At 63.4% G+C, this 17,516-nt stretch carries 28 protein-coding genes; 26 read left to right on the top strand and 2 right to left on the bottom strand.

The window, feature by feature from the left end:
• The 24 genes from rpsS (at position 1) to F8O09_RS04955 (ending at position 13,533) form a co-directional block, all read left to right on the top strand.
• Positions 1–282 (top strand): 30S ribosomal protein S19, encoded by a 282-nt coding sequence (gene rpsS, locus F8O09_RS05070; protein WP_158030744.1) that lies wholly within the window; start codon positions 1–3, stop codon positions 280–282.
• Positions 283–313: 31 nt separating this feature from the next.
• Positions 314–712, top strand: coding sequence for a 50S ribosomal protein L22 (rplV, locus tag F8O09_RS05065; protein ID WP_158031768.1), 399 nt, complete (start codon positions 314–316; stop codon positions 710–712).
• Positions 712–1,470, top strand: coding sequence for a 30S ribosomal protein S3 (rpsC, locus tag F8O09_RS05060; protein WP_158030745.1), 759 nt, complete (start codon positions 712–714; stop codon positions 1,468–1,470). The genes rplV and rpsC overlap by 1 nt, the downstream gene beginning before the upstream one ends.
• A 3-nt stretch (positions 1,471–1,473) precedes the next feature.
• Complete coding sequence (gene rplP / locus F8O09_RS05055; RefSeq protein ID WP_158030746.1) at positions 1,474–1,893, top strand: 50S ribosomal protein L16; 420 nt, start codon at positions 1,474–1,476, stop codon at positions 1,891–1,893.
• Positions 1,893–2,204, top strand: coding sequence for a 50S ribosomal protein L29 (gene rpmC / locus F8O09_RS05050; protein WP_158030747.1), 312 nt, complete (start codon positions 1,893–1,895; stop codon positions 2,202–2,204). The genes rplP and rpmC overlap by 1 nt, the downstream gene beginning before the upstream one ends.
• Positions 2,201–2,488: a 30S ribosomal protein S17 gene (rpsQ, locus tag F8O09_RS05045; protein ID WP_158030748.1), complete on the top strand. Its 288-nt coding sequence runs from the start codon at positions 2,201–2,203 to the stop codon at positions 2,486–2,488. Before rpmC ends, rpsQ begins: the two co-directional genes overlap by 4 nt.
• A gap of 27 nt (positions 2,489–2,515) precedes the next feature.
• Positions 2,516–2,884, top strand: coding sequence for a 50S ribosomal protein L14 (rplN, locus tag F8O09_RS05040; protein ID WP_158030749.1), 369 nt, complete (start codon positions 2,516–2,518; stop codon positions 2,882–2,884).
• 1 nt (position 2,885) lies between these two features.
• The gene (gene rplX, locus F8O09_RS05035) at positions 2,886–3,236 is read left to right on the top strand and encodes a 50S ribosomal protein L24 (RefSeq protein WP_158030750.1); all 351 of its coding nucleotides are present in this window, start codon (positions 2,886–2,888) and stop codon (positions 3,234–3,236) included.
• Positions 3,236–3,826 (top strand): 50S ribosomal protein L5, encoded by a 591-nt coding sequence (gene rplE / locus F8O09_RS05030; protein ID WP_158030751.1) that lies wholly within the window; start codon positions 3,236–3,238, stop codon positions 3,824–3,826. The genes rplX and rplE overlap by 1 nt, the downstream gene beginning before the upstream one ends.
• Positions 3,827–3,896: 70 nt before the next feature.
• Entirely contained in the window at positions 3,897–4,295 is a 399-nt protein-coding gene (gene rpsH, locus F8O09_RS05025) for a 30S ribosomal protein S8 (protein ID WP_158030752.1), read from the top strand.
• Between the two features lie 6 nt (positions 4,296–4,301).
• Positions 4,302–4,838, top strand: coding sequence for a 50S ribosomal protein L6 (gene rplF / locus F8O09_RS05020; RefSeq protein ID WP_158030753.1), 537 nt, complete (start codon positions 4,302–4,304; stop codon positions 4,836–4,838).
• A 2-nt stretch (positions 4,839–4,840) separates the two neighbouring features.
• Positions 4,841–5,206, top strand: coding sequence for a 50S ribosomal protein L18 (rplR, locus tag F8O09_RS05015; RefSeq protein WP_158030754.1), 366 nt, complete (start codon positions 4,841–4,843; stop codon positions 5,204–5,206).
• A gap of 38 nt (positions 5,207–5,244) precedes the next feature.
• Entirely contained in the window at positions 5,245–5,892 is a 648-nt protein-coding gene (gene rpsE / locus F8O09_RS05010) for a 30S ribosomal protein S5 (RefSeq protein WP_158030755.1), read from the top strand.
• Entirely contained in the window at positions 5,892–6,074 is a 183-nt protein-coding gene (gene rpmD / locus F8O09_RS05005) for a 50S ribosomal protein L30 (protein ID WP_158030756.1), read from the top strand. The genes rpsE and rpmD overlap by 1 nt, the downstream gene beginning before the upstream one ends.
• 2 nt (positions 6,075–6,076) lie before the next feature.
• Positions 6,077–6,550 carry a 50S ribosomal protein L15 gene (gene rplO, locus F8O09_RS05000; protein ID WP_158030757.1) on the top strand — a complete coding sequence of 158 codons (474 nt, stop codon included), beginning with the start codon at positions 6,077–6,079 and terminating at the stop codon, positions 6,548–6,550.
• A 75-nt stretch (positions 6,551–6,625) separates the two neighbouring features.
• Positions 6,626–7,942, top strand: a complete 1,317-nt coding sequence (gene secY, locus F8O09_RS04995; RefSeq protein WP_158030758.1) for a preprotein translocase subunit SecY — start codon at positions 6,626–6,628, stop codon at positions 7,940–7,942.
• Positions 7,939–8,511: an adenylate kinase gene (locus F8O09_RS04990; RefSeq protein WP_158030759.1), complete on the top strand. Its 573-nt coding sequence runs from the start codon at positions 7,939–7,941 to the stop codon at positions 8,509–8,511. The genes secY and F8O09_RS04990 overlap by 4 nt, the downstream gene beginning before the upstream one ends.
• Positions 8,511–9,344, top strand: coding sequence for a type I methionyl aminopeptidase (gene map / locus F8O09_RS04985; RefSeq protein WP_158054153.1), 834 nt, complete (start codon positions 8,511–8,513; stop codon positions 9,342–9,344). The genes F8O09_RS04990 and map overlap by 1 nt, the downstream gene beginning before the upstream one ends.
• 115 nt (positions 9,345–9,459) lie before the next feature.
• Complete coding sequence (infA, locus tag F8O09_RS04980) at positions 9,460–9,681, top strand: translation initiation factor IF-1 (RefSeq protein WP_158030761.1); 222 nt, start codon at positions 9,460–9,462, stop codon at positions 9,679–9,681.
• Between the two features lie 144 nt (positions 9,682–9,825).
• Positions 9,826–10,194, top strand: coding sequence for a 30S ribosomal protein S13 (gene rpsM / locus F8O09_RS04975; protein WP_158030762.1), 369 nt, complete (start codon positions 9,826–9,828; stop codon positions 10,192–10,194).
• Positions 10,195–10,224: 30 nt separating this feature from the next.
• On the top strand, positions 10,225–10,626 hold the full coding sequence (gene rpsK, locus F8O09_RS04970; protein WP_158030763.1) for a 30S ribosomal protein S11: 402 nt from the start codon (positions 10,225–10,227) through the stop codon (positions 10,624–10,626).
• A 141-nt stretch (positions 10,627–10,767) separates the two neighbouring features.
• The gene (locus F8O09_RS04965; protein WP_158030764.1) at positions 10,768–11,760 is read left to right on the top strand and encodes a DNA-directed RNA polymerase subunit alpha; all 993 of its coding nucleotides are present in this window, start codon (positions 10,768–10,770) and stop codon (positions 11,758–11,760) included.
• A gap of 41 nt (positions 11,761–11,801) precedes the next feature.
• The gene (gene rplQ, locus F8O09_RS04960) at positions 11,802–12,395 is read left to right on the top strand and encodes a 50S ribosomal protein L17 (protein ID WP_158030765.1); all 594 of its coding nucleotides are present in this window, start codon (positions 11,802–11,804) and stop codon (positions 12,393–12,395) included.
• 124 nt (positions 12,396–12,519) lie between these two features.
• On the top strand, positions 12,520–13,533 hold the full coding sequence (locus tag F8O09_RS04955; RefSeq protein ID WP_225732877.1) for a tRNA pseudouridine synthase A: 1,014 nt from the start codon (positions 12,520–12,522) through the stop codon (positions 13,531–13,533).
• Positions 13,534–13,554: 21 nt separating this feature from the next.
• On the opposite strand, the gene F8O09_RS04950 is transcribed toward F8O09_RS04955, so the two are convergent.
• Positions 13,555–13,770, bottom strand: coding sequence for a YbdD/YjiX family protein (locus F8O09_RS04950; RefSeq protein WP_158054152.1), 216 nt, complete (start codon positions 13,768–13,770; stop codon positions 13,555–13,557).
• The gene (locus F8O09_RS04945) at positions 13,767–16,118 is read right to left on the bottom strand and encodes a carbon starvation CstA family protein (RefSeq protein WP_158054151.1); all 2,352 of its coding nucleotides are present in this window, start codon (positions 16,116–16,118) and stop codon (positions 13,767–13,769) included. The genes F8O09_RS04950 and F8O09_RS04945 overlap by 4 nt, the downstream gene beginning before the upstream one ends.
• Positions 16,119–16,552: 434 nt before the next feature.
• Here F8O09_RS04945 and rplM point away from each other — a divergent pair, with 434 nt between their 5' ends.
• Both rplM and rpsI read left to right on the top strand, forming a co-directional pair.
• The gene (rplM, locus tag F8O09_RS04940; RefSeq protein WP_158030768.1) at positions 16,553–16,999 is read left to right on the top strand and encodes a 50S ribosomal protein L13; all 447 of its coding nucleotides are present in this window, start codon (positions 16,553–16,555) and stop codon (positions 16,997–16,999) included.
• 32 nt (positions 17,000–17,031) lie between these two features.
• The gene (gene rpsI, locus F8O09_RS04935) at positions 17,032–17,511 is read left to right on the top strand and encodes a 30S ribosomal protein S9 (RefSeq protein ID WP_158030769.1); all 480 of its coding nucleotides are present in this window, start codon (positions 17,032–17,034) and stop codon (positions 17,509–17,511) included.
• The last annotated feature ends 5 nt before the right edge of the window (positions 17,512–17,516 follow it).

Below are 17,516 nucleotides of genomic sequence, written 5' to 3'. Positions count from 1 at the left end.
ATGCCACGCAGTCTGAAAAAGGGCCCCTTCGTTGACGAGCACCTGCTTCGCAAAGTTCTCGCTCAGAACGAGGCCGGCACGAAGAATGTGATCAAGACCTGGTCACGCCGTTCGCTGATCATTCCGGCGTTCCTCGGCCACACGATCGCCGTTCACGACGGTCGCAAGCACGTCCCGGTGTTCATCACCGAGGCGCAGGTCGGCCACAAGCTCGGCGAGTTCGCGCCGACGCGCACCTTCCGCGGTCACGAGAAGGACGACAAGAAGGGCCGCCGACGCTGAGGCGTCGGCAGCTCCTGAAAGAGAGGTCATGATGGTAGAAGCAACCGCGCGTCTGCGTCATATCCGTGTTACGCCTCAGAAGGCCCGTCGCGTCGTCAACTTGGTTCGCGGCAAGCAGGTCAACGAGGCTCTGGGAATTCTGAAGTTCGCCCCGCAGGGTGCTTCGGAGCCGGTCTACAAGCTCGTCGCATCGGCTGTCGCCAATGCTCGAGTCAAGGCAGAGGCTTCGAACAGCTTCCTCGACGAGGACGAGCTCTACATCGCCGAGGCGTATGTCGACGAGGGCCCGACCCTCAAGCGCATCCGTCCCCGCGCTCAGGGCCGTGCCTATCGGGTGCTGAAGCGCACGAGCCACATCACTGTGGTCGTCGCCACGCCTGAAGAGGCAGCTGGGGCAACCGAGGCATCAGCGAAGAAGGAGAGCAACTGATGGGTCAGAAAGTCAACCCTTACGGCTTCCGTCTGGGCATCACCACTGACCACGTGTCACGGTGGTTCTCCGACTCGAACAAGCCTGGTCAGCGTTACAAGGACTATGTCGCCGAGGACGTCAAGATCCGTCACTTCCTGACAGAGAACCTTGACCGCGCCGGCATCGCGAAGATCAACCTGGAGCGCACCAAGGATCGCGTGCGAGTGGACATCCACACCGCGCGCCCTGGTATCGTCATCGGCCGTCGCGGCGCGGAGGCTGAGCGCATCCGCGGCGATCTCGAGAAGCTCACCGGCAAGCAGATCCAGCTGAACATCCTCGAGGTCAAGAACCCCGAGGCTTCGGCTCAGCTGGTCGCTCAGGGTGTCGCAGAGCAGCTCGCTGCTCGTGTCGCGTTCCGTCGTGCCATGCGCAAGGGCCTGCAGGGTGCCATGCGCGCAGGCGCCAAGGGTGTTCGCATCCAGGTGGCCGGTCGTCTGGGCGGCGCCGAGATGAGCCGTTCCGAGTTCTACCGCGAGGGTCGTGTGCCGCTGCACACGCTGCGCGCGAACATCGACTACGGCTTCTACGAGGCACGTACCACCTTCGGCCGCATCGGCGTGAAGGTCTGGATTTATAAAGGCGAGATCACCGATCGTGAGCTGGCGAGCCTCGAGGCTTCGCGTCCCAGCCGCGGTGATCGTTCCCGCCGAGCCCCTCGCGGCCAGCACGGCCAGCAGAAGGATGCTCCGGTGGCAGCAGGAGCGGAGGCGTAGAACATGCTCATCCCACGTAAGGTCAAGTACCGCAAGCAGCACCACCCCAAGCGCTCAGGGCGTTCGAAGGGTGGCAACGAACTGGCATTCGGCGAATACGGCGTTCAGGCTCTCGGCCCCGCCTATATCACCAACCGTCAGATCGAGGCCGCTCGTATCGCCATGACGCGTTACATCAAGCGTGGTGGCAAGGTCTGGATCAACATCTTCCCGGATCGCCCGCTCTCGCAGAAGCCGATCGGAACCCGAATGGGTTCTGGTAAGGGCTCGCCCGAGTTCTGGGTCGCCAACGTCAAGCCCGGGCGTGTGCTCTTCGAGCTGAGCGGTGTTAGCGATGAGATCGCTCGCGAAGCGCTCACTCGTGCCATCTACAAACTTCCAGTCAAGGCGCGCATCATCAAGCGCGAGGAGGGTGACGCATAATGCCGATCGGATCCAAAGACCTCGCTGTCGACAAGCTCGAGACGCTCGAAGAGGCTGCCCTGGCAGCCGAGCTGAAGAAGGCCAAAGAAGAGCTGTTCAACCTGCGCTTCCAGTCGGCCACCGGTCAGCTCGCTTCGGGATCGCGTGTTCGCGCCGTCAAGCGCGACATCGCACGCATCTACACCATCATCCGTGAGCGCGAGCTCGGCATCCGCCAGCAGCCCGCCCCGGCTCCGGCCGAGAAGGCGTCGAAGGCCAAGGCCAAGACATCGAAGAAGGCCGCCAAGACTGACGAGGAGGCTCAGGCATGAGCGAGAACAAGCAGGAGTCGCCTGTCGCCGAGGAGCGCGGGTACCGCAAGAGCCGTCGCGGCTACGTGGTGAGCGACAAGGGCGACAAGACCATCACCGTGGTCGTCGAGGATCGTGTGAAGCACGCCCTCTACGGCAAGGTCATGCGCAAGTCGTCGAAGGTTCGCGTGCACGACGAAGAGAACGCCGCTGGTGTGGGCGACCTCGTTCGCATCGACGAGACCCGTCCGCTGTCCGCCACCAAGCGCTGGCGCCTGGTTGAGATTCTGGAGAAGGCCAAGTAGGCCTGAACCTACCCAAGGAGAATTCACATGATTCAGAACGAATCGCGACTGAAGGTTGCCGATAACACCGGCGCCAAGGAGTTGCTGACGATTCGTGTGCTGGGCGGTTCGAACCGTCGGTATGCAGGTCTCGGCGACACCATCGTGGCGACCGTCAAGGATGCGATCCCTGGTGGCGGTGTGAAGAAGGGTGAGGTCGTCAAGGCCGTCATCGTTCGCACTGTCAAAGAGACGCGTCGTCCGGACGGCTCGTACATCAAGTTCGACGAGAACGCCGCAGTGCTCCTCAAGGGCGACGGCGAGCCTCGTGGCACGCGTATCTTCGGCCCCGTCGGCCGTGAGCTGCGCGACAAGAAGTTCATGAAGATCGTTTCACTGGCACCGGAGGTGATTTGAGATGGCGAAGATTCGCAAGGGAGACCTCGTCGAGGTGATCTCGGGCGCGAGCCAGGATCGCGGCGGTGACCGAGGCAAGCAGGGAACTGTTCTGCGCGTCATTCCCGAGACTGACCGCGTCGTCGTCGAAGGCGTGAACATCGTGAAGCGTCACGTGCGCGCCGGTGTGAACGGCGAGCAGGGCGGCATCAAGGAGTTCGAGGCTCCGATTCACGTCTCGAACGTCGCGATCGTCGATCCCGAGACCAAGAAGCCGACCCGTGTCGGCTTCCGAGTCGAAGAAGTTGAGACCAATGGCGTGAAGCGCACCGTCCGCGTTCGCTACGCCAAGAAGTCGGGTAAGGACATCTGATGACTGAGACTGCAGAGACCACCACGGTTGAGAAGGTGACCCCTCGCCTCAAGGTCAAGTACCGCGAAGAGATCATTCCGGCTCTTGAGAAGGAGTTCGGCTTCACGAACCTGCATCAGGTTCCGAAGATCGTCAAGGTCGTCGTGAACACCGGTGTCGGTGAGGCTGCCCGCGATGGCAAGCTCATCGAGGGTGCTGTGCACGACCTCGCGGCCATCACCGGTCAGAAGCCGCACGTCAACCACGCTCGCAAGTCGATCGCTCAGTTCAAGCTGCGCGAGGGCCAGGCCATCGGCGCGCACGTCACGCTTCGCGGCGACCGCGCATGGGAGTTCCTGGATCGTCTGATCAGCCTGTCGCTGCCGCGTATTCGCGACTTCCGCGGTCTGAGCGACCGTCAGTTCGACGGCAACGGCAACTACACCTTCGGTCTGACCGAGCAGTCGGTCTTCCACGAGGTCGATCAGGACCAGACCGATCACGTGCGCGGCTTCGACATCACGATCGTGACGTCGGCTGACAACGATGATCAGGGTCGCTCGCTGCTGCGTGCCCTGGGCTTCCCTTTCAAGACCAAGACCACCAAGTAACACCGATTGCCGAAGGTCCCCGCTCCGTGTACGGGGCGGGGATACCTGGCGAGAACAGGAAACACTGCACATGACAATGTCAGACCCCGTTGCCGACCTGCTGACGCGGATCCGCAACGCGAACAACGCGCACATCGAGCGCGTCGCGCTGCCTTCCAGCAAGCTGAAGCGCAGCGTCGCTGAGATCCTCAAGCGTGAGGGCTATGTCGGCGAGGTCAGCGAGGAGCCCGCTCGCGTGGGCAAGACGCTCACCATCGATCTCAAGTACGGCTCCGATCGCCAGCGTGCGATCGAAGGCATCAAGCGAGTCTCCAAGCCCGGTCTGCGCGTCTACGCGAAGTCGACCGAGCTGCCCAAGGTCCTCGGCGGCCTGGGCATCGCGATTCTGTCCACCTCCTCGGGTCTGCTGACTGACCGTGAGGCCAAGGCGAAGGGCGTGGGTGGGGAAGTCCTCGCCTACGTGTGGTGATCGAACATGTCACGTATCGGTAAGCTTCCCATTGAGATTCCGGCAGGCGTCGACGTCAAGATCGACGGCCAGCACGTCGCAGTGAAGGGCCCGAAGGGTCAGCTCGAACTGTCACTGCCGAAGCCGATCACGGCCTCGGTCGACGGCAGCCAGGTCATCGTCGCTCGTCCGGACGAAGAGCGCGAGTCGCGTTCGCTTCACGGACTGAGCCGCACGCTGATCCACAACAACATCATCGGCGTCACAGAGGGCTATTCGAAGCGCCTCGAGATCGTCGGCACCGGCTATCGCGCCGTCGCCAAGGGCAGCTCGGTGGAGTTCTCGCTCGGCTACTCGCACACCATCGTGGTCGACCCGCCCGAGGGCATCTCGTTCGAGGTCGAAGGCCAGAACAAGGTCATCGTCAAGGGCATTGACAAGCAGTCTGTCGGCGAGACCGCCGCGAAACTGCGCAAGCTGCGCCTGCCCGAGCCGTACAAGGGCAAAGGCGTGCGGTACGAAGGCGAGCACGTGCGGCGCAAGGCTGGAAAGGCTGGTAAGTAATCATGGCTTCACGCAACAAGAGCAGGCAGGCAGCGCGTCAGCGTCGTCATGTCCGTGTGCGCAAGCACCTGAGCGGCACCGCTCAGCGGCCCCGTCTCGTGGTGAACCGCTCGGCTCGCCACGTCTTCGTGCAGGTCGTCGACGACACCCGCGGCGTGACCGTGGCGAGCGCGTCGACTCTCGAAGCAGATCTGCGTGTCTTCGACGGTGATAAGACGGCGAAGGCCAAGAAGGTGGGCCAGCTCGTTGCCGACCGTGCCAAGGCGGCCGGTGTCGAGGCGGTCGTCTTCGACCGCGGCGGCAACCAGTACGCCGGTCGAGTCGCAGCAGTCGCTGACGGCGCACGCGAAGGTGGGCTGACACTGTGAGCGAACAGACGAAGACCGAAGCATCAAAGGAGCAGCAGGTGAGCGCAACCTCAGCTGAAGGCCAGGGCAAGAGCCAGCAGGCCACCGACCCCAACGAGCGCGAGCGTCGTCACGGGTCGCGCGAGCGCCAGCCCGGTCGCGATCGCGGCGATCGCGGCGGCCGTGACAAAGAGAGCCCGTTCCTTGAACGCGTCGTGACCATCAACCGTGTGTCGAAGGTCGTCAAGGGCGGTCGTCGCTTCAGCTTCACGGCGCTGGTCGTCGTGGGCGACGGCGATGGACTCGTCGGAGTCGGCTATGGCAAGGCCAAAGAGGTTCCGGCCGCGATTGCCAAGGGTGTCGAAGAGGCCAAGCGCAACTTCTTCCGCGTGCCGCGCATCCTCAAGTCGATTCCGCACCCTGTGCAGGGCGAGGACTCAGCCGGCGTCGTCCTGCTGCGTCCGGCATCAGCCGGTACCGGTGTTATCGCCGGTGGCCCGGTGCGCGCCGTGCTCGAGTGCGCCGGCGTGCACGACGTGCTCAGCAAGTCGCTGGGGTCGTCGAATACGCTCAACATCGTGCGTGCCACTGTTGCCGCACTCAAGCAGCTCGAGGAACCGCAGGCCGTGGCAGCACGTCGTGGTCTGCCCCTCGACGAGGTCGCACCCGCGGCGCTGCTCAAGGCTGACGAGAAGGTGAGTGAGTGATGGCGAGCCAGCTGAAGGTCACCCAGGTCAAGAGCAAGTACGGGGCACGGCCCGAGCAGCGAGACACGCTTCGCTCACTCGGCTTGCGCCGCATCGGTCAGACAGTCATCAAGGATGACAACCAGGTGAACCGCGGGTATGTCAACGCGGTTCGTCACCTGATCAAGGTTGAGGAGATTTGAGCATGGCTGACAAGAAAGCGCCACAGGAAGAGGAGAAGGTGAGCCTGCTCAAGGTTCATCACCTTCGCCCCGCTCCTGGTGCCAAGAAGGATCGCACCCGCGTGGGTCGCGGTGAGGCGTCGAAGGGCAAGACCGCAGGTCGCGGCACCAAGGGCACCAAGGCCCGTTACCAGGTGCGTCCCGGCTTCGAAGGCGGGCAGATGCCGCTGCATATGCGCACCCCGAAGCTGCGTGGCTTCAAGAACCCGGCTCGCGTCGAGTACCAGGTCGTGAACCTGGTTCGCCTCGCGGCACTCTACCCCCAGGGTGGCCAGGTCACCGTCGACGATCTCGTCGCAAAGGGCGCCGTGCGCGCTGGCGAGCCTGTCAAGGTGCTCGGAACCGGTGAGATCACCGTCAAGCTCGATGTTCGCGTTGACAAGATCTCGGCCTCCGCAAGCGAGAAGATTCTTGCTGCCGGCGGTTCGGTAGAGTAGTAAAGAATGTGTCGTCTCTCGACCGTGGCGTACGTCACGGTCGAGAGACGTCTCAACTTGACAGGAGCCTGAGGTTTGTCGAACGCCGTCGTCCGTATCTTGAAGACGCCTGATCTTCGAAAGAAGATTGGTTTCACGTTATTCATCGTTCTGCTGTTCCGCTTGGGCTCCTTCGTTCCCACCCCCTACGTCGATTACAGCGCTGTCAAGCAGTGCATCAATCAGACATCGCAGACCTCAGGTCTGTACGAGCTCGTGAATCTGTTCAGCGGTGGTGCGCTGCTGCAGCTCTCGGTGTTCGCAATGGGCATCATGCCCTACATCACGGCCTCGATCATCGTCCAGCTGCTGCGTGTGGTCATCCCGCGTTTTGAAGAGCTGCACAAAGAGGGCGAGTCGGGTCGCGCCAAGATGACGCAGTACACCCGTTACCTCGCACTTGGCCTCGGTCTGCTCCAGGCCACCACACTCGTCACCGTCGCACGAACCGGCGCACTCTACGGCACAGCCTGCAGCGAGTCGCTCATCGTGAACGACCAGTGGTACACGATCGTGCTCATGGTGCTGACCATGACCGCCGGCACTGGCCTGATCATGTGGTTCGGCGAGCTCATCACCGAGCGTGGCATCGGCAACGGCATGTCACTGCTGATCTTCACCTCGATCGCCGCGCAGTTCCCCAGCCAGATGGGTGCCATCTGGAACGGCAACGGCGGGCCTCGTAACTTCTTCTTCGTACTGATCCTCGCATTGGTGCTCGTCGTGGCCGTGGTCTTCGTCGAGCAGTCCCAGCGTCGCGTTCCAGTTCAGTACGCCAAGCGCGTCGTGGGGCGCCGCACCTACGGCGGCAACACCACGTACATTCCGATCAAGGTGAACATGGCCGGTGTCGTGCCCGTCATCTTCGCCTCGTCGCTGCTCTACCTGCCCGCACTGATCGCGCAGTTCAACCAGGGCGACGGCTCGCAGGAGCCGCCGGCTTGGGTACAGTTCATCTCGAATTACCTCACCCGCGGCGACCATCCTCTCTACATGGCGCTGTACTTCCTGCTGATCGTCGGTTTCACGTACTTCTACGTGGCCATCACGTTCAACCCGGAGGAGCAGGCCGAGAACCTGAAAAAGTACGGCGGTTTCATTCCAGGCATCCGCGCTGGTCGCCCGACCGCAGACTTCCTCAACTACGTGCTCAGCCGCATCACGTTCCCCGGCTCGATCTACCTCGGCCTCGTTGCGCTGCTGCCGCTGATCGTTCTGGGCGGCCTCGGCGTCGGCCAGAACTTCGCCTTCGGTGGTACGTCGATCCTGATCATCGTCGGCGTCGGCCTTGAGACGGTCAAGCAGATAAACTCGCAACTGCAACAACGTCACTACGAAGGGCTACTCAAATGAGCAAACGACTGCTTCTTATCGGTCCGCCAGGAGCTGGCAAGGGCACGCAGGCCGCACGTCTGACGAAGAGTCTGGGCATTCCGGCGATCTCGACTGGCGACATCTTTCGCGAGAACGTCAAGAACCAGACCGAGCTGGGCAAAGAGGCGAAGCGGTACATGGATGCCGGCGAGTATGTTCCCGACTCTCTGACGAACGCGTTGGTGCGCTCACGCCTCAACGAGGCAGACGCAGCCGAAGGGTTCCTGCTCGACGGCTACCCGCGCACGGCAGAGCAGGTCAAAGAGCTCGATGACATCCTTGGTGACGCTGGTAAAGCGCTCGATTCGGTCGTGCTCATCGAGGCCGACCAGAGCGAGCTGGTCGAGCGGCTGCACAAGCGTGCCGTCGAGCAGGGCCGTTCGGACGACACCGAAGATGTCATTCGTCACCGCCTTGAGGTCTACGCGGAGCAGACTGCTCCGCTGATCGACACCTACCGCGAACGCGGCCTGCTCGTGACGGTCGACGGACTCGGTGCGGTCGACGAAGTCACCGACCGCATTCTTGCCGGTCTCGGCGAGAAGTGATGTTCCGTCGACCCACTTTCGACTACAAGACCCCGCAGCAGATTCTGCAGTTGCGTGATGCGGCGATGGCCACTCGCCACGTGCTCGACGAGGTCTCGAAAGCGATTCAGCCGGGAGCGACCACGCGACATCTGGACGACGTCGCACTGCGCACGCTCGCATCCGACGGCGCCACTGCGAACTTCGCTCTGGAGGACGACTATGTCGACGCGATCTGCGTCTCGATCAACGAGCAGATCGTCCATGGCATCCCCGGCGACCGTGTCATCGAGCCCGGCGACCTGGTCTCAGTGGATGCCGGAGCGCTGCTGAACGGATGGAACGGCGATTCGGCCGTCACCGTGCTCGTCCCCGGGGGAGACCCCGAAGTCAGTGCACGTCGGGCTGAGCTCAGCCGCGTCACTGAACAGTCGATGTGGGCAGGCGCCGCAGCGTTGGCTTCGGCGAAGCATGTGAACCAGGTCGGCACGGCGATCGAGGACTACATCCTCGGACAGGGCGACTATGGCATTCTGCGCGAGTACATCGGGCACGGCATCGGTCGTGAGATGCATGAAGATCCGCCGGTGTTCAACTACCACATCTCGGGGCGCGGTGCGAAGGTGCAGTCCGGACTGGTCATCTGCATCGAGCCGATGCTGACCGACGGCACCGAAGACACCGTCATCGCTCCCGACGGATGGGCGATCTCGTCTGCCGACGGGTCTGACGGCGCACATTGGGAGGTTCAGGTAGCCGTGACCGATCGCGGCATCTGGGCGCTCAGTTACGCCGACGGCGGTGCGGCAGGATTGGCGCCGTTCGGCGTTGTTCCGACCCCGCTGACAGTCTAGGTCGCATTCTCGACACGCCCGGTCTGTACAACCATCAAAAAAAGCCATAAGATGATTAACTGGTGTCTTTTGGCATCGGTGTATCCACTCTAGAGATCAAGGCGGTAAGGCATACATGGCGAAAAAAGACGGTGTCATCGAGATTGAAGGTTCAGTCGTCGAGGCCCTCCCCAACGCCACGTTCCGCGTCGAGCTGACCAACGGGCACCTGGTGCTCGCGCACATTTCAGGCAAGATGCGTCAGCACTACATCCGCATTCTGCCCGAAGACCGCGTGGTCGTCGAGCTCAGCCCCTACGATCTCAGCCGCGGACGCATCGTCTACCGCTACAAGTAGGCCGAAGCACCACAATAAGCAGCATCGCTGACGAGAGTCAGCACACCCCTAGTCGGAGGCTGGGGCCGTGGAATCGTCTGAGCGATCAGGCGGACTCACGGAGATGCTGCCCGACACCTCCAATGCACCATAAGGAGCAGCCGCATGGCACGTCTAGCAGGCGTCGATCTGCCTCGCGAGAAGCGCGTGGAGATCGCACTCACCTACATCTTCGGCATCGGGCGCACGAGCGCGCTCAAGATTCTGGAGGCCACCGAGATCAGCGGTGACATCCGCGTCAAGGATCTGACCGACGATCAGCTCGTCGCACTGCGCGATTTCATCGAGCACAACTACAAGACCGAGGGTGACCTTCGCCGTGAGGTTGCCGCCGACATCCGCCGCAAGGTCGAGATCGGCAGCTACCAGGGTCTCCGCCACCGTCGTGGCCTGCCCGTGCACGGTCAGCGCACCAAGACCAACGCGCGTACGCGTAAGGGTCCGAAGCGCACCGTCGCAGGCAAGAAGAAGTAGTCCACAGGATTCAGGAGACAGAGCACAACAATGGCAGCACCGAAGTCAGCCGTGGCTCGTAAGCCACGCCGCAAAGACCGCAAGAACATCGCCGTCGGCCAGGCACACATCAAGTCGACGTTCAACAACACCATCATCACCATCACCGACACCACCGGGGCGGTCATCGCCTGGGCGTCTGCCGGTGAGGTCGGCTACAAGGGCAGCCGCAAGTCAACGCCCTTCGCCGCACAGCAGGCGGCTGAGCACGCTGCGAAGCGCGCTCAGGATCACGGCGTCAAGAAGGTCGACGTCTTCGTGAAGGGCCCGGGGTCGGGTCGCGAGACCGCGATCCGTTCGCTGCAGGCCGCCGGCCTCGAGGTCGGGTCGATCAACGACGTCACTCCGCAGACGCACAACGGGTGCCGCCCGCCGAAGCGTCGCCGGGTCTGAATCGCTGCACGTTCGCGTCACCGGCGGCGTTCGCCCTAACGTCGCCGGTTTCGTGGTCATCATCCCAAATACCGGTCCTGGGAGGATTCCCAGAACACGCGAGTCGTCATATGGCGGTCGATTCGCCGAAAGGAAACACACGTGCTGATTGCACAGCGACCCACACTCACTGAAGAAGTCGTCTCAGAGAACCGTTCGCGGTTCGTCATCGAGCCACTGGAGCCGGGGTTCGGCTACACGCTCGGCAACTCCATGCGCCGCACGCTGCTCTCGTCGATTCCGGGCGCGGCCGTCACCAGCATCCGCATCGACGGCGTGCTGCACGAGTTCACCACGGTTCCCGGTGTGGTCGAAGATGTCTCAGACATCATTCTGAACATCAAGGAGCTCGTCGTCTCGAGCGACCATGATGAGCCCATCACCGCGTTCCTGCGCAAACAGGGTGCCGGTGAGGTCACAGCTGCCGACATCACCGTGCCGGCCGGCGTCGAGGTCTACAACCCCGATCTGGTGATCGCCACGCTGAACGCCAACGCGAAGCTCGACATCGAGCTGGTCATCGAGCGCGGCCGCGGCTACGTCACGGCGCAGCAGAACCGCAGCGAGTACGCCGAGGTCGGTCAGATCCCGGTCGATTCGATCTACTCTCCGGTCATGAAGGTCACCTACCGCGTCGAGGCGACTCGTGCCGGTGAGCGCACCGACTTCGACCAGCTGGTCATCGACGTCGAGACCAAACCCTCGATCTCGCCCCGCGACGCTGTGGCTTCGGCCGGCAGCACGCTCGTCGAGCTCTTCGGCCTGGCCCGCGATCTGAATACCGAGTCAGAGGGCATCGAGATCGGTCCAGCGCCGGCAGACGTGGTGGCTCCCACCGAGCTGTCGACGCCGATCGAAGATCTCGATCTCTCAGTGCGCTCGTACAACTGCCTGAAGCGCGAGAACATCAACTACGTCAACGAGTTGGTGGCTCTGAGCGAGCAGCAGCTGATGAACATCCGAAACATCGGTCAGAAATCCGTCGACGAGGTCAAGGACAAGCTCGAAGAGCTCGGCCTCTCGCTGAAGGATGCAGTGCCCGGCTTCGACGGCGCCCACTTTTACACGGGCTTCGAAGACGACACGCAGGCCTGACCACACTTATAACTTTCTGACCGAAGAAGGAGACCACAATCATGCCGAAGCCCGCTAAAGGCCCGCGTCTCGGAGGCAGCCCCGCACACGAGCGGCTCATGCTGGCGAACCTGTCGATGCAGCTGTTCGAGCACAAGGCCATCACCACCACTGAGACCCGTGCCAAGCGACTGCGTCCGTTCGCCGAGCGTCTGGTGACGTTCGCGAAGCGCGGCGACCTGAAGTCGCGCCGCAAGGTGCTCGCGATCATCCGCGACAAGTCTGTCGTGCACGAGCTCTTCACTGAGATCGCGCCGCAGGTTGCCGACCGCGAGGGCGGCTACACTCGCATCGTCAAGCTCGGCTACCGCAAGGGTGACAATGCGCCCCTGGCGCGTATCGAGCTGGTGCTCGAGCCCGTCGTCAAGAAGAACCGCGGCGGCAAGCATGCGGCTGACGAGGCCGTCGAGGTCGCAGCCGACGTCGACGAGCAGATCAAAGAAGAGACCGTGGCCGTCGAGCCCGACACTCAGGTGCAGGGCTCAGAGTCGCAGATCGAGGCAGAGGCTCAGGCCGAGGCTGAGGTCGCCGAGGCCGCCGAGCAGGTCGACGAGGCCATCGAGGCTGATGAGACCAAGAAGGCTGACGACAAGTAGTCGATCAGACTGATCTGAGAAGCCCGTCGTTCCGGTGATCCGGTTCGGCGGGTTTTTCGTCGTCTGCGGGCGTGGCAGCATGGTGTCGGCAGCGCCGACGGATGAAGCAACGAGGCAGCCGGACATGGCTGAGCAGGGAACTGACGAAGACAGGAGCACCATGAGCGACCGAGGCGACAGCACCCGGGTGCGCATCGACCTCGCCTACGACGGCACCGACTTTCGGGGCTGGGCCGCGCAGCCGGGGCGGCGCACCGTGCAGGGTTTGCTCGAAGATGCCCTGGCGCTGATCTTGCGCGAGCCCGTTCGCACTGTGGTCGCGGGACGTACCGACTCCGGAGTGCATGCGACCGGTCAGGTGGTGCACGTCGACGTGCCGGCCGGTGCGCTCGAACAGCTTGCGCGCGCCGACCGTGCGAAGCGAAGCGCACGCGGAGCCGAGGCGTCGTGCGACTGGGGCGAACCGCTGCCGGAGCGCGCGGCACGTGTGCTGTGCTCTCGCCTGCGCAGCGTTCTCGGTCGGGTGCCCGACCTGCTCGTCCGCAGTGTACGCACGGCTGCACCTGGCTTCGACGCTCGATTCTCTCCGATCTGGCGCCGCTACGAGTATCGAGTCAGTGATGACTGGGGCACGCGCGACCCGCTGCTGCGACGACACGTGCTGGCATGGCCGCAGCGCGTCGACGTCGAGCGTATGAATCGTGCGGCGCAGACTCTGCTCGGGCTGCATGACTGGGCGGCGTACTGCCGTCCGCGTGCGGGAGCGACGACCATTCGCGAGCTGCAGCGTTTCGAGTGGCGTCGCGAAGCAGCCAGAGCCCCTGCCGTGACGTCTGCGGCGACGCCGAACGGCATCCTCATCGCGACGGTGCAGGCTGACGCGTTCTGCCACCATATGGTGCGCTGTCTCGTCGGGGCGACGCTCGCCGTCGGCGCAGGAGATCTCGAGATCGAAGACCTCGTGCGCCTGCGCGACCGGGGCAGCCGAGGCACCGAATACAAGATGGTGCCGGGCCATGGGCTGGTGCTTGCAGAGGTCGGGTACCCCGCTGATGCGGAGCTGGCGGTGCGGGCCGAACAGACTCGGGCCCGCCGAGACGGGGTGCATCCTGGCGGGTCCGAGTCGTTCAGCGACTGAGGGGTCGAGAGGCCGGGTGGCTCAGCAGCAGCGCGCCCCCGGGTTGGCCTCCTGCTCGCGTGCCTGCTCGCGCCAGAACTCGCGTTCGCTCATCACCGGCTTCTCCGGGTGCACCCGCTGACGGTGCGCGACGTAGTCGTTGTACGCGTTCGCCCCGAGCATGCCTCGCAGCAGACGGCGGATGCCGTTGAGCCAGGCGAGCACGGCGTTCGTCGTGTGTGGCGTTGCGCTGCTCATCCGCTCACGTGCACTTTCAGCTTCTCGGGGGAGACCTGCTCCCATTCGTGATTCAGATCGCTCTCTTCGCGTGACGCGATCAGCCCCGACGGTGCGTAGGTCTCGCTGGCGACCGGCGCCGGCTCGGTCGTCGGCAGCCCGTTGCCGCGCCAGGCCTGCACGATCTTGGTCAGCGCCGCGACGATCACGATCACGGTCAGCACGGCGAAGAGAATCGACAGCGAACCCTGCACCGCGGTGTTGCGGATCGTCGCCTCGAAGCTGGTGATCTGCGCGGCGACCTTCTCGTCGGCGATGGCGACGCCGGCGACCGTGCCCGACTCGCGCAGCTCGGTGAGCTTGCCCCGTGTCGCAAAGTGATTGGCCCAATAGCCGATCGTGGCGTTCGACGAGAAGATCTTGTACCACGAACCGGTCAGCGTGACGACGAGATCGAAGACCAATGGGATTCCGGTGATCCACAGGTACTTGAAGTACTTGCGGCCCTTCTTTGCGAAGATGGCGGTTGCGACGGCGAGGGCGATCGCGGCGAGCAGCTGGTTGGCCACGCCGAAGAGCGGGAAGAACGTGTTGATGCCGCCCAACGGATCGGTCACACCCAAGATCAGGATGTAGCCCCAGCCGGCGACCATGATCGCGGTTGCCAGCCACACTCCCGGTCGCCAGTTGTTGTCTTTGAACCGTGGCCAGAAGTTGCCGACGGCCTCCTGCAGCTGGAATCGTGCGACGCGCGTGCCGGCGTCGACCGCGGTCAGGATGAACAGCGCCTCGAACATGATTGCGAAGTGGTACCAGAACGCCTTCAGCCCGGGAGTGATGTTGTGCATGATCTCGGCGATGCCGACGGCCAGGGTCGGAGCACCGCCGGTGCGCGAGACGATCGAGTGCTCGCCCACGTCGTTGGCCACCTGCTGCAGCATGCTGCCTTCGACGTGCACGCCGTTGAGACCCAGAGAGTTGACGAACTTGGCTGCGCCCTCGACCGTGCCTCCGGTCGCCGCCGCCGAGGAGTTCATCGCGAAGTAGATGCCGCGGTCGATCGAGAGGGCTGCGACGAAGGCCATCAGAGCGACGAGCGACTCCATGAGCATGCCGCCGTAGCCGATGAATCGAGTCTGCCGCTCTTTGTGCACCATCTTCGGGGTGGTGCCTGAGGCGATCAGCGCGTGGAACCCGGAGAGTGCGCCGCATGCGATGGTTACGAAGAGGAACGGGAAGAGCGGGCCGCTGAATACCGGGCCGTCAGAGCGTGAGGCGTACTCGCTGAACGCCGGGACGTTCAGCTCGGGGCGCACCACCACGATCGAGACGGCGAGCAGCAGGATCACGCCGATCTTCATGAAGGTCGAGAGGTAGTCGCGCGGGGTCAGCAGCAGCCAGACCGGCAGAACCGCGGCGACGAACCCGTAGATGATGATTGCCCAGGCGATGGCGATGCGATCCATATGGAAGATCGACTGGCCCCAATCGGTGTTCGAGACCCAGCCTCCGCCGATGATCGCAGCCAGCAGCAGGACGATGCCGATCACCGACACCTCCATGATCTTGCCCGGGCGCAGGTAGCGCAGGTACACACCCATGAACAGGGCGATCGGAATCGTCATGCCGACGCTGAACACGCCCCAGGCGCTCTCGCCGAGGGCGTTGACCACGACGAGCGCGAGAATCGCGACGATGATGATCATGATCGTCAGAGTCGCGATGATGGCCGCCGTGCCGCCGATGCGGCCGAGGTCTTCGCGAGCCATCTGGCCGAGCGAACGGCCGTTCCGACGTGTCGAGATGAAGAGCACGACGTAGTCCTGGACGGCTCCGGCGAAGATCACTCCGAGAATGATCCAGAGTGTGCCGGGCAGGTAGCCCATCTGCGCGGCGAGAACGGGGCCGACCAGCGGGCCGGCGCCGGCGATCGCGGCGAAATGGTGGCCGAAGAGCACACGGCGGTCGGTCGCGACGTAGTCTTTGCCGTTCGCCGAGTACTCGGCGGGTGTGGCGCGGCGGTCGTTCGGACGCAGCAGCTTGCGCTCGATGTACTTGCTGTAGAACCGGTAGGCGATGAGATATGAGGCGACGCCGGCGAAGACGAACCAGATGCCGTTGATGGTCTCACCGCGACTGACCGCGAGAATCGTCCACCCGATCGCACCGACGGCTGCGATGAGAATCCAGGTGATGACCTTGGCCGGGGTCCACTTCGGTTTGTCGAGAAGCTTGGGGTCTACCGCAGTGGGCGGCAGCGCAGGGTCTGAGACGAGCTTCGACTCATCCCACTCTGGTGGCGGTGTTCCGGCGGATGCCGCAGGCTGCCCGCCTGCAGTCGGCCGTCCTGAGGGTGTCGTCGTGGACATGGGGCATTCTCCTTTGAATGTCTCAGCGGCACCAATGCCACGCGAGCATATGCCGTGTCACTGGTACGCAGAATGATAGGGGAATCCTCGGACATTCACAGCTGGTTGTGCCCACGTGGGCGCGTCGTGCGGGATTCTGACGGCGGCCAAGGCCGCACCCGAGCGCTGGCGTCACGCAGGTTGCTGTGGCTGCGCGCATTCGACTAGACTCTCTCTTTGGTATGCGCGGCTGAGCCTTGTGCAACAGCTGTGCTGCCCGACTTGAGCCCTCCACCGTCTGTATTCACACGACTGAGGATGCTCCAAACGTCTCGTTCGACAGGTCACGCATCGCGGTGGCCGATGTCGACTGCGGGGCGAGAAAGAGCATTCGACGCGCGGGAATCGCATCGGAGTGGGATTCACGAACACCTCAAATCGAGAGAGAGAAGCTAGTGACACGCACATACTCGCCGAAAGCCGGCGAAATCAAGCGCAACTGGGTCATCATCGACGCCACCGACGTGGTGCTCGGCCGACTGGCCAGCCACGCTGCCGCCATCCTGCGCGGCAAGAACAAGCCCACCTTCGTTCCTCACCTGGACACAGGCGACTACGTCATCATCATCAACGCCGAGAAGGTCGTGCTGAGCAACGGCAAGGCCGACAAGAAGATCGCCTGGCGGCACTCGAACTACCCGGGCGGCATCAAGGGAGTCAAGTACAGCGATCTGCTGCGCGAGAACCCTGAGCGCGCCATCGAGAAGGCCGTTCGCGGCATGCTTCCCAAGAACACCATCGGCCGCGAGCAGCTTGGCAAGCTCAAGGTCTACAAGGGTGCCGAGCACCCGCACGCCGCGCAGAAGCCGGTGCCGTACACCTTCAGCCAGATCGCCCAGTGACCGGCGCCGAGAGACTTTCACAGGAGAACACCGTGGCAGAGAACACAGAAAACCTCACTTCGTACAGCACCTCGACGCCTGAGGGCGCAGAGGCCGTTGAAGAGCGCGCACCGCGCAACCTCAGCGTGCCGGGTGCCGCAGTCGGCCGTCGCAAAGAGGCCATCGCTCGCGTGCGCCTGGTTCCGGGCAGCGGCGAGATCACGGTCAACGGCCGTACCCTCGATGTCTACTTCCCGAACAAGCTGCACCAGCAGCTGATCAAGGATCCGCTCACGCTCCTCGGGCTCGAGAGCGCGTATGACATCACCGCGACCATCAACGGCGGCGGCCCCTCGGGTCAGGCTGGCGCACTGCGTCTGGCCATCGCCCGTGCCCTCAACGGCATCGACGCCGACAACAACCGACCCGAGCTCAAGAAGGCCGGCTTCCTGAGCCGTGACGCCCGAATCAAAGAGCGCAAAAAGGCCGGTCTCAAGAAAGCCCGTAAGGCTCCTCAGTACTCGAAGCGCTAAACCGC

The sequence above is a fragment of the Pseudoclavibacter sp. CFCC 11306 genome (assembly GCF_008831235.1).
Taxonomy (GTDB): domain Bacteria; phylum Actinomycetota; class Actinomycetes; order Actinomycetales; family Microbacteriaceae; genus Pseudoclavibacter_A.
Note: the sequence above shows the minus strand (reverse complement) of the source record. Positions and strands in the feature narration are given on the sequence as shown.

Excerpts from the sequence above, each read along its gene's own strand:
- rpsC (WP_158030745.1), top strand. The coding sequence starts at position 712 with ATGGGTCAGAAAGTCAACCCTTACGGCTTCCGTCTGGGCATCACCACT.
- rplN (WP_158030749.1), top strand. The coding sequence starts at position 2,516 with ATGATTCAGAACGAATCGCGACTGAAGGTTGCCGATAACACCGGCGCC.
- map (WP_158054153.1), top strand. The coding sequence starts at position 8,511 with ATGTTCCGTCGACCCACTTTCGACTACAAGACCCCGCAGCAGATTCTG.
- rplF (WP_158030753.1), top strand. The coding sequence starts at position 4,302 with ATGTCACGTATCGGTAAGCTTCCCATTGAGATTCCGGCAGGCGTCGAC.
- rplR (WP_158030754.1), top strand. The coding sequence starts at position 4,841 with ATGGCTTCACGCAACAAGAGCAGGCAGGCAGCGCGTCAGCGTCGTCAT.
- rpsH (WP_158030752.1), top strand. The coding sequence starts at position 3,897 with ATGACAATGTCAGACCCCGTTGCCGACCTGCTGACGCGGATCCGCAAC.
- infA (WP_158030761.1), top strand. The coding sequence starts at position 9,460 with ATGGCGAAAAAAGACGGTGTCATCGAGATTGAAGGTTCAGTCGTCGAG.
- F8O09_RS04945 (WP_158054151.1), bottom strand. The coding sequence starts at position 16,118 with ATGTCCACGACGACACCCTCAGGACGGCCGACTGCAGGCGGGCAGCCT.
- F8O09_RS04950 (WP_158054152.1), bottom strand. The coding sequence starts at position 13,770 with ATGAGCAGCGCAACGCCACACACGACGAACGCCGTGCTCGCCTGGCTC.
- rpsQ (WP_158030748.1), top strand. The coding sequence starts at position 2,201 with ATGAGCGAGAACAAGCAGGAGTCGCCTGTCGCCGAGGAGCGCGGGTAC.
- rpmD (WP_158030756.1), top strand. The coding sequence starts at position 5,892 with ATGGCGAGCCAGCTGAAGGTCACCCAGGTCAAGAGCAAGTACGGGGCA.
- rpmC (WP_158030747.1), top strand. The coding sequence starts at position 1,893 with ATGCCGATCGGATCCAAAGACCTCGCTGTCGACAAGCTCGAGACGCTC.
- F8O09_RS04955 (WP_225732877.1), top strand. The coding sequence starts at position 12,520 with ATGGCTGAGCAGGGAACTGACGAAGACAGGAGCACCATGAGCGACCGA.
- rplO (WP_158030757.1), top strand. The coding sequence starts at position 6,077 with ATGGCTGACAAGAAAGCGCCACAGGAAGAGGAGAAGGTGAGCCTGCTC.
- rplQ (WP_158030765.1), top strand. The coding sequence starts at position 11,802 with ATGCCGAAGCCCGCTAAAGGCCCGCGTCTCGGAGGCAGCCCCGCACAC.
- F8O09_RS04990 (WP_158030759.1), top strand. The coding sequence starts at position 7,939 with ATGAGCAAACGACTGCTTCTTATCGGTCCGCCAGGAGCTGGCAAGGGC.
- rplP (WP_158030746.1), top strand. The coding sequence starts at position 1,474 with ATGCTCATCCCACGTAAGGTCAAGTACCGCAAGCAGCACCACCCCAAG.
- rplX (WP_158030750.1), top strand. The coding sequence starts at position 2,886 with ATGGCGAAGATTCGCAAGGGAGACCTCGTCGAGGTGATCTCGGGCGCG.
- rpsS (WP_158030744.1), top strand. The coding sequence starts at position 1 with ATGCCACGCAGTCTGAAAAAGGGCCCCTTCGTTGACGAGCACCTGCTT.
- rplV (WP_158031768.1), top strand. The coding sequence starts at position 314 with ATGGTAGAAGCAACCGCGCGTCTGCGTCATATCCGTGTTACGCCTCAG.
- rpsK (WP_158030763.1), top strand. The coding sequence starts at position 10,225 with ATGGCAGCACCGAAGTCAGCCGTGGCTCGTAAGCCACGCCGCAAAGAC.
- rpsM (WP_158030762.1), top strand. The coding sequence starts at position 9,826 with ATGGCACGTCTAGCAGGCGTCGATCTGCCTCGCGAGAAGCGCGTGGAG.
- rplE (WP_158030751.1), top strand. The coding sequence starts at position 3,236 with ATGACTGAGACTGCAGAGACCACCACGGTTGAGAAGGTGACCCCTCGC.